We start from the raw sequence: 8,158 nt of genomic DNA, 5'->3' as shown, positions 1-8,158 counted from the left end.
TAGGAACCAGTTTTAAAAGTGATATCGTGTTAAAGAGCGTCCTTGTTGACTTTCCGACGATTTCAGAAATCTGTGAAATTGTTTCACGGATTTCCTGAGGCAAATCTTCCTGTCTTCTTTCATATACAACCAACTCACTCATTACCCCATCCAAATTATAGTTTTTGTCAGGATGTTTTGCCTGAATATATGCAAGTATGCCATTGGCCTGATCTATGGGATTTAAGTCTTCCCGTTGGAGATTTTCTGTCAATTGGATGGCCAGTATTTCATCCTTTTGGGTAACTGTATTAACAATTCTCGCCGGAATAGTTTCTAATCCCAGTTTCTGAGCTGCAAGATATCTTCTTTCCCCGCAGAGGAGAAGGTATTTATCGTCCTTGGGTGTTACAAGGACAGGTTCTAATACACCTTTTTCTTTAATTGATGATATAAGAGCTTTAAAGGATTCTGTTGTTTTGTCAATTGTTGAACGAATCTGTTCTTCCACTATAATACTTCCAAGAGCCAGGTACAGAAATTCCGGACTTTCCACTGTTTTCTTTGTTGCCATTTTTACCCCCTTTTTTGAAATTCAGTGAATAGTCGTTAGTGAATAGTCGTCAGTTAATAATGAATAGCAACACACCCCCTTGCTGGGGTGATTTATCAAGGAGTAACTTTACAGAAAAGGTTGAGATACTCAGAAGTCATAACCCGTTTACCACCTTTATCGCTGTCCACTATATACTATGTCCCGCATTAAGCGGGATTAAACCGCACACTATTCACTATTCACTGATCTTAATGCCATTAAAATAGATATTTATGATTTAACTTAAGATGCCCCAACCGATGATGTGTTTACAAAGATGTGCTTTAATTTACAAACATGTATTGTAATAGATACACTATTTCAAATATTATTTTCAAGAATATTTTTACAAAAAAATACAAAATATTCAAAAACTTTTATCCGGCATTTCTACGTGAACTTCATGGTCTCTGTGATAAATTCTTTTATAGTTGTAATGTTGAAATATGAGAAAAGAAAAGGCAGGGCTATTTCTAACCCTGCCTTGATAATTGATCGTTTATGATTACTTTGTAAATCTTCTCCTTAGTGCTGCAAGACCGGCAAGACCGGGTGCGAAAAGAAGCAATGCGGAAGGAAGGGGAACCGCGCTGCTCTCAAGACGAAAAGAATGCTCAGTGCCATAATCATCCCAGATTGTGCCGCCATAATAATTTGATTTGCTTACATACCCGATTGTATCATTAGTAGGAATTGACCAGTGCATATCCCACTGTGCGGGGGCTACCTTTAACGCCAGCCAGTAAGTTCCTGTTGTCAGATTTTGACTTGGTAGAGTTATTTCGTAATCGCGCAAAGTATAATACTCGAAGGTGCCGGTTGCAACACCGGTAAAAGACCCCGTGATATGGTTGTCATAAATAAGTGATCCAGGAACTCCATTATTGTTTGAGTAAATTTTTGCATAAATGTCGGTAAGAGGCACGGTTTCGGCTGTTGTAAAAGCATTGAAAGTGAGTTTTGTCAAATTAGAGTCGCTGGCAACTGTGAAGTCCTGGGCAACAAAGAGATTGTTGTAACAAAACGGATTATTCCCTCCTACAGGCCCTCCATATTGTTCGTAGATGATAGCAGCATGCAGGAGATTCCCGGCAAGCAGAATTATCGCGATCATAAGAAACATTCCTAAAATCTTTTTCATAACTTACCATCCTTTTAATTTTAAATTTTTATGGTGCTTAGTTAAATCCATTTATTAGACCCTTGGTTCCCGTCTCTTCATTACGGATAATTTGGACCTTTTATAAATTGTATAAATATGTATAACAATACAATTATTTTGTCTGTAGGATATGTACTACAATTTGAGTAGGTTAAGTACGACAATTTTTGTAATATTATGCAAGAATCCATTCGTCTAATAGCAGAAGGGGAGAAGATCAGACGAATAAAAAAGGCAGGGCCATTTCTAACCCTGCCTTGATAATTGATCGTTTATGATTACTTTGTGAATCTTCTCCTTATTGCTGCAAGACCGGCAAGACCGGGGGCAAAAAGGAGAATGGTGGCTGGTAGCGGAACCTCCGACACATCAGACCTGAATTGCCATGTATACGTATCGCCATTGCTTACAGAAAAATATCCGACTGTCTGCCAATCGCCCGTTTCATCAATTGGATACCCATATTGTAGCGGCGTGAGGCCGGGCCCGCCTTCTGTATCGGAGAAAAATGCGATCATAACAGTGTTCTGGTTTGCAACGCCGCTAATCTCCCATGTATCGCTCAATGTACGGCCGTTTGGTTCATAAATATTTGTCTTGATAGACACATTCGAGGTGAATGCTCCATGCCAAAGGCCGTAGCCCCCTACATAATGCTCATTCTCAAAGGGTAATCTTTGAATCTCTTGACCATCCTTATAGGTTATTATCGTAAGGCCTGGTTCGGCATCATCGAACTGAACCAAATAATTAGAAGGCACATAGGTAACATAACCGAAGGCACTTCCGGCAAACAGGGTCAAAACAAACAATACGACAGCAACTTCTATCGTTTTTTTCATAACACCCTCCTTTTTTTACGATAAGAACTCGCTTCTTTAATAATTGAAAATTTTACCGCCCAATTAGCAAATTGTCTGTAGGATATGTACTACAATTGGAGTAGGTTAAATACGACAATTATTGTAATATTATGAAGAATCCATTCGTCTAATAGCAGAAGGGGAGAAGATCAGACGAATAAAAAAGGCAGGGCCATTTAGACCCTGCCTTGATAATTGATCGTTTATGATTATTTTGTGAATCTTCTCCTTATTGCTGCAAGACCGGCAAGGCCGGGAGCAAAAAGAAGCAATGCTGAAGGAAGGGGCACAGGTGCCATTGTTACTGACACATTATCAATACCATAACCCATGTCGGTTCGCGTAAATACTCCAGGGGTCCTTTGATCCAGTTCGGCTGCAAAATAAAGCACGGCTGAAGTTCCGGCAGCATTGAAGGTCGTTGAAAAAGTCTGCCATATATCAAGAGCAGTAGAGCCGTTGAGGGCAATAGGGTTTTCAGGTTGATTGTTCAAAAAAACCCCGAATCCAATATCGCCCGGGTAGTCAGGATAATGATAAAGTTGATCCCATTTTACAGTATATGTTTTCCCTACCTGGAGCCCGTAAATAGTCTGTGAGATAGCAGGGTCTGACTCGGGACTTCCGCCATCATTCAAAAGAAAGAATCCTCCATGTACACCACCCCAGTCTCTGTGACCTCCTGAACCATCGATATGGCTGGGTGTCCAAAAACTGTAATCATTCTCAAAATCGCCATTAGTGATAAGGTTGGCATTTGATTCGACAGGGACCACCATTGTCAGAAAAATTAAGAAAAAATTAATCATCATAATGTGTTTGATTTTCATAAAAAAACCTCCATAAAATTTTCTGGATACCCTGCTTTATCAGAATTATTTAACATCGTATAACAATTAAAATTTATTGTATGTAGGACATCTACTACAATGTATGTAGGTTAATTACGATAATTGCTGTAATACGTTGACAGGGAGCAAAACGCCCTTTAATCTTCATTTGTGACGAATCTCAGAACCAAATTAGTGTGGCGAATTCAACTACAAAGTGCACCCCATGAGATAACATAGAGGACATGACGGGCTTGGTGGTTTTTGATGAATGAAAAAGCTGTCTTACAATTTTTTTGAGCCGGCGGCCTGCATTACCTCTCCCACGCTCTCCAGATCGAGCCACCATTTTTCATCAGGATGGGATTTCCCATAGCCCAGGAGATCGTCCCCCCATACGGCAAACCTTCTGGCAAGACTCGAATGTCTCATGGTCCAGCCGACAGCACGGTGAAGCGGCGTGTAAGGTTTATTCCAGGGGCAGACCTTTATACATGTTCCGCATCCTGACCCCTTCATATTGCCGACTCTCATGGCGGTACATTTCGCCACATCTGTCGGCCATCTTTCGTATCCATTGAACATGATCTTTTCACCTTCACTTAAGGCATTACCGGGGCATTCTCGGGCGCACTTATTACATTTCGAACAAAAATCCTGGAGCCCGAAATCTATAGGCTTATCAGGGACAAGGGGGAGGTCTGTGGTCACCACTGCTGCTTTGAAGCGCGAGCCTAAAAAGGGGTTAAGAACAATGTCTCCTATTCTGCACATCTCCCCGAGACCGGAAAGAAGCAGGATGGGCGGCGTTACAACCTGATAATTGAGGGCGTGGTGAGCCCTGGCAGGATAGCCGAGTCTGCGTATATAATCGGCAAGTATGCATGAAATGAATCCGCTGGTTGAATAGCCCATAAAACTCATTGAATTGCTTATCCAGTCATGGCCCGTTGAGGCCCTCGATGTCCTCCAGTCCTGATCAATGAGAATAGAAACAGCATATTTGTGGTTAAGATGAACCGGCTTACCTTCGTCATCAGGATTTCTCGGGTCTCCTCCGCTGTGCGTATAGACCGCGTAAGAAGGCAGCTCGCAAATACCGACCATATCCGCTCTTAGAAAGTAGGCGGTTTCTTTAATATGACGTGACAAAAACTGCGGATCATCTGTCATGGGTGCCTTAGTCGACGCCACAACGCCATCCACAACGCTTTTTAAAATGAGTTCCATCTGAAGGAGCGCCCCGGAAAGAGGTTGTTTCCTTACAAAGCGTAACCTTTGTTCCTGCACGTGCTTTCCAAAATCCCCTCTCCCGGCCCTGTTGAATCCCTGCTCTCTCTCGTCGGTTCTCTTAACTTTCTCATCTATAATCATGGTCGTGGGCCGGTCAACCCTCTTCAGTGTGTGAACCGGGAAAGGTTCCTGCTCGATGTGCGTATATCCTTTCATGATACCTCCTTGCAGTTTACTTTGTTTTCTCCAGGTTTTTTCCCTGGTCGGTCAGCGGCATGTTCGGGGATTCTGATCTGCGGCGGTCTGCTTCGCCTTGCGATCCTCCGACGACGGGAGTATAACGGAACTGTTAAGCATTAAACAAAATACAACACAATACATTATAACATTCAGGCATTAAACAAAATCAATCCCACAAAAGAATAGGTATTTTTTCCGTTGTAATAAGGGATTCCACATGCTTTTTCAAGTGCCGTCACATCAATGCCGTATGCCTCCAACGAAGAAACGGCCATATCAGGATGCCTGCACGGCTCATTGTCCAGATAAGCACATCGCTTGCAAATACTGCAGCAACCGGCATTCAACGGAAGAATGTCCTTAAGATGATAATTTGTTTTGATTCTTTCTAAAAGTTTTCTGAAGACCTGTTCATGAAGCTTCATGCCTTCCATCATCCCTTTATAATCAAAAGAGCCTGAGCCCTGGTACACTGTCTGGAACAGCAGGCCCTTTTCGAATTTCCGAACTTTTTTGATCAGTTCGTTGATGGGGCCGATTGCCGGAGGTCCCATCCAGTTTGTATTATATTTCCCGCAATGGTTTTGTTCGCAAGCCTTTCTGAAACTCTCGTGAAACACGATGCTTGATACGTCGGCAATAGCTGCGTACTTCGCATCCGAAGCCAATGCGTCCTTTATCATATCGTTCTGATCGGCTTGCATTTTATCCTCCTCTTTTAAGAGTTTATCTATTTTCTTTTGGTTGGTCAACGGCATGATGGAGGAAAGAGAGTGGTCAGCCATTAACATGAATATGGTGAAGAGCACCTAAGCACATGAAAGAGCGCCTACACCTATATTTCGGATAGGTATGCCAAATTGTCCGTTGTCAACAGCTGACTTCTCTCTTCTCTGCTGGTTGTAATGTTGAAATATGAGAAAAGGAAAGGCAGGGCCATTTGGCCCTGCCTCGATAATTGATCGTATATGATTACTTTGTGAACCTTCTCCTTATTGCTGCAAGACCGGCAAGACCGGGTGCAAAAAGAAGCAATGCTGAAGGGATGGGAACAGGCGCATTTGTTACAGATACATTATCAAGGAAATAAGCGGTAGGGTCCTGACGACCGTAGAATGTCAGATTCGTAGCGCTGCTTGTAGCCGTGAAATTAAACTGATAATTAGTCCAATCGAAGGTATCAGCATTAACCAGAACAGACCCGGCAAGAGTTCCGCTATTAATTGCTAAGCTGAATTCATTATATGAACCGCCCCAATTTTTTAGATAGTAGGAGATGGTATATGTCTGGCCCGCAACGGTTGAAATACTCTGGGATAGATAACCGTCGTAGCCTACCGAAGCAAAATATGCCGCGTAGGTCCCTGAATAAACAGGAAGGCTACCACCAGGAGGATTAAGATAAACTGCGTACTCATTCCATCCGTAAAAATCACCGGTTTCAAAACCGCCGTTAACTACGAGTTCGGCCGCGCCGACGCCTACCTGTACGGCTACCAGAAGCACCACAGCCGCTGTCAATAAAAACAATTTCTTCAGCATTCAAAATCCTCCATGTTTTATAGTTTACGGCAATCCCTGCCGCTGTCTACTGTCATCACCAGCGGTTTAGTTTTGTCAGATTTGTATAACACAGTAAAATAATGCAATTGATTTGTCTGTAGGATATGTAATACAATCTGTGTAGGTTAATTACGATAATTGTTGTAATACCTTTGTGCAAGACACCCTTCAAAACTGCACTTATGATCTTCCCCCAAAATAATGGACACTTCGAAAGGTCTGGATATTATAGTAAACCAGGAGATGTGTTTGGCAGAGGGAAGAAGAAAGTTCGACAGGGAATTTAAAGTTGAGACTGTTCGTCTAATAGTAGAAGAGGGAAGATCAGATGAATAAAAAAGGCAGGGCCATTTAGACCCTGCCTCGATAATTGATCGTTTACGATTACTTTGTGAATCTTCTCCTGATTGCTGCAAGCCCGGCAAGGCCGGGAGCGAAAAGGAACAATGCTGAAGGAAGGGGAACAGGGGCCGAAGTAATATTAAAGTTTGGCCCAAAATAACCATGCGAATTACCATCACTGCTATTTGGGAAACGCAAGGGAATAGACGTAGTTCGACCATACATTTTTTATATAAGTAATATCCGGATTGACAGTAAAACCACTGGGATCCCATGTGCGGTATTCATCCCCGACAATTGCAACAATATCATATGTTTGTCCTGCCATTAAAACGGTCGGTGTTATACTTGTCCACTTGAACCAATTATTGTATGGGTCTGAAGGAGTTACGATACCCGATACAACTAATGTTTGTGTGCTTACATCATAGATTCCAACATCATAGCTCGAGCTTATTCCATTAGCCAGATCATCATAAAAGCCAAGTTTATTAACAGTTATGTTGTTGTTAACAGTAAATTGCCATCCAACAAGTTTAGTAATATTAGAAATATAGTTCGCGGTAGACGTAAAGCTGACAGCAGGAGCTGCAAACGCAGTGTTGGTAATCACTGCCCCTACAGCGACAAAAACAAGAACCAGAAAAAACACTAAAAAATTCTTTCGCATACAAAAACCTCCTCCAAATAATTTATTTGGCCGTCCCCATTGCGAAGGTTTGGCTTTACCAGAATTATTAGACATCGTATAACAATATAAATCTATTTGTATGTAGGACATTTAATACAATTCATGTAAGTTATGTACTACAATTTATTGTAATATGGAGCGGGGAGTTACATCCTTTACATTTTCACTTTTGAGGACCTTCAAGACCCATGAATATACTTGCTTTCAAAGTGTAATTCTCGATCAAAGCCAAAAGGTCATATGCACAATTGGTAGGTGTATCTGACCTGCCCCACTCATTTTACCACCTTCAGAATTAGACTTCCTCAAAACTCTTGCGATTTTAGGCTTAATACGATTTTTAAGGGCTTTTTTATCTCCCCAAAACCTCTTCAATGATCTTGTTTCTGAGGTTTCTCGTTGATCCCCTGTGGACCCTGAGCAGTTCCTTGAGATATGCAAAACAACCATCGAGAGAATTGGTGGTATTGGGGATCTTTAGTTCGGGATGCTTTTGATAGGTAAACAGATAGGGGAGGTTTAGTCTCAGGCTTCTATATGCAGAGCGAAGTCTCTTATGCGTATAATGCCATTTCCCTGTTATGGGATCTGTCGTTCTTTCTTTCAGAAAGGATGACCACTGCATATACCAGGTATCCAGAGAGGCAATAAAGTTTTTCT

The 8,158-nt window shown here is 41.9% G+C and carries 10 protein-coding genes; 1 reads left to right on the top strand and 9 read right to left on the bottom strand.

The genetic code is table 11. From position 1 onward, the window contains the following. The 7 genes from NT010_16990 to NT010_16960 all read right to left on the bottom strand — a co-directional run. A partial coding sequence (locus tag NT010_16990; protein ID MCX5807739.1) for a ParB/RepB/Spo0J family partition protein occupies positions 1-553 on the bottom strand: 553 nt, incomplete at its 3' end. Positions 554-1,079: 526 nt separating this feature from the next. Continuing rightward, positions 1,080-1,715 (bottom strand): VPLPA-CTERM sorting domain-containing protein, encoded by a 636-nt coding sequence (locus tag NT010_16985; GenBank protein ID MCX5807738.1) that lies wholly within the window; start codon positions 1,713-1,715, stop codon positions 1,080-1,082. 299 nt (positions 1,716-2,014) lie between these two features. Beyond that, complete coding sequence (locus tag NT010_16980; GenBank protein MCX5807737.1) at positions 2,015-2,578, bottom strand: hypothetical protein; 564 nt, start codon at positions 2,576-2,578, stop codon at positions 2,015-2,017. 230 nt (positions 2,579-2,808) lie between these two features. Next, complete coding sequence (locus NT010_16975) at positions 2,809-3,429, bottom strand: carbohydrate binding domain-containing protein (GenBank protein MCX5807736.1); 621 nt, start codon at positions 3,427-3,429, stop codon at positions 2,809-2,811. 285 nt (positions 3,430-3,714) lie between these two features. Next, positions 3,715-4,878 carry a reductive dehalogenase gene (locus tag NT010_16970; protein MCX5807735.1) on the bottom strand — a complete coding sequence of 388 codons (1,164 nt, stop codon included), beginning with the start codon at positions 4,876-4,878 and terminating at the stop codon, positions 3,715-3,717. 173 nt (positions 4,879-5,051) lie between these two features. Beyond that, positions 5,052-5,606 (bottom strand): DUF2284 domain-containing protein, encoded by a 555-nt coding sequence (locus NT010_16965; GenBank protein MCX5807734.1) that lies wholly within the window; start codon positions 5,604-5,606, stop codon positions 5,052-5,054. Positions 5,607-5,874: 268 nt separating this feature from the next. Continuing rightward, positions 5,875-6,444, bottom strand: a complete 570-nt coding sequence (locus NT010_16960) for a carbohydrate binding domain-containing protein (protein ID MCX5807733.1) — start codon at positions 6,442-6,444, stop codon at positions 5,875-5,877. Between the two features lie 222 nt (positions 6,445-6,666). On the opposite strand from NT010_16960, the gene NT010_16955 reads away from it, so the two are divergent. Beyond that, on the top strand, positions 6,667-6,801 hold the full coding sequence (locus NT010_16955; GenBank protein MCX5807732.1) for a hypothetical protein: 135 nt from the start codon (positions 6,667-6,669) through the stop codon (positions 6,799-6,801). A gap of 187 nt (positions 6,802-6,988) precedes the next feature. Here the strand turns inward: NT010_16955 and NT010_16950 are convergent, their stop codons facing one another. Beyond that, positions 6,989-7,477 (bottom strand): hypothetical protein, encoded by a 489-nt coding sequence (locus NT010_16950; protein ID MCX5807731.1) that lies wholly within the window; start codon positions 7,475-7,477, stop codon positions 6,989-6,991. A gap of 373 nt (positions 7,478-7,850) precedes the next feature. Then, the coding region (locus NT010_16945) for a hypothetical protein (protein MCX5807730.1) at positions 7,851-8,158 on the bottom strand (308 nt) is incomplete at its 5' end.

It is taken from the genome of Pseudomonadota bacterium (genome assembly GCA_026388275.1).
In the GTDB taxonomy this organism is placed as follows: Bacteria; Desulfobacterota; Syntrophorhabdia; order Syntrophorhabdales; family Syntrophorhabdaceae; genus JAPLKB01.
This window is presented reverse-complemented; position numbering and strand designations above follow the sequence as displayed.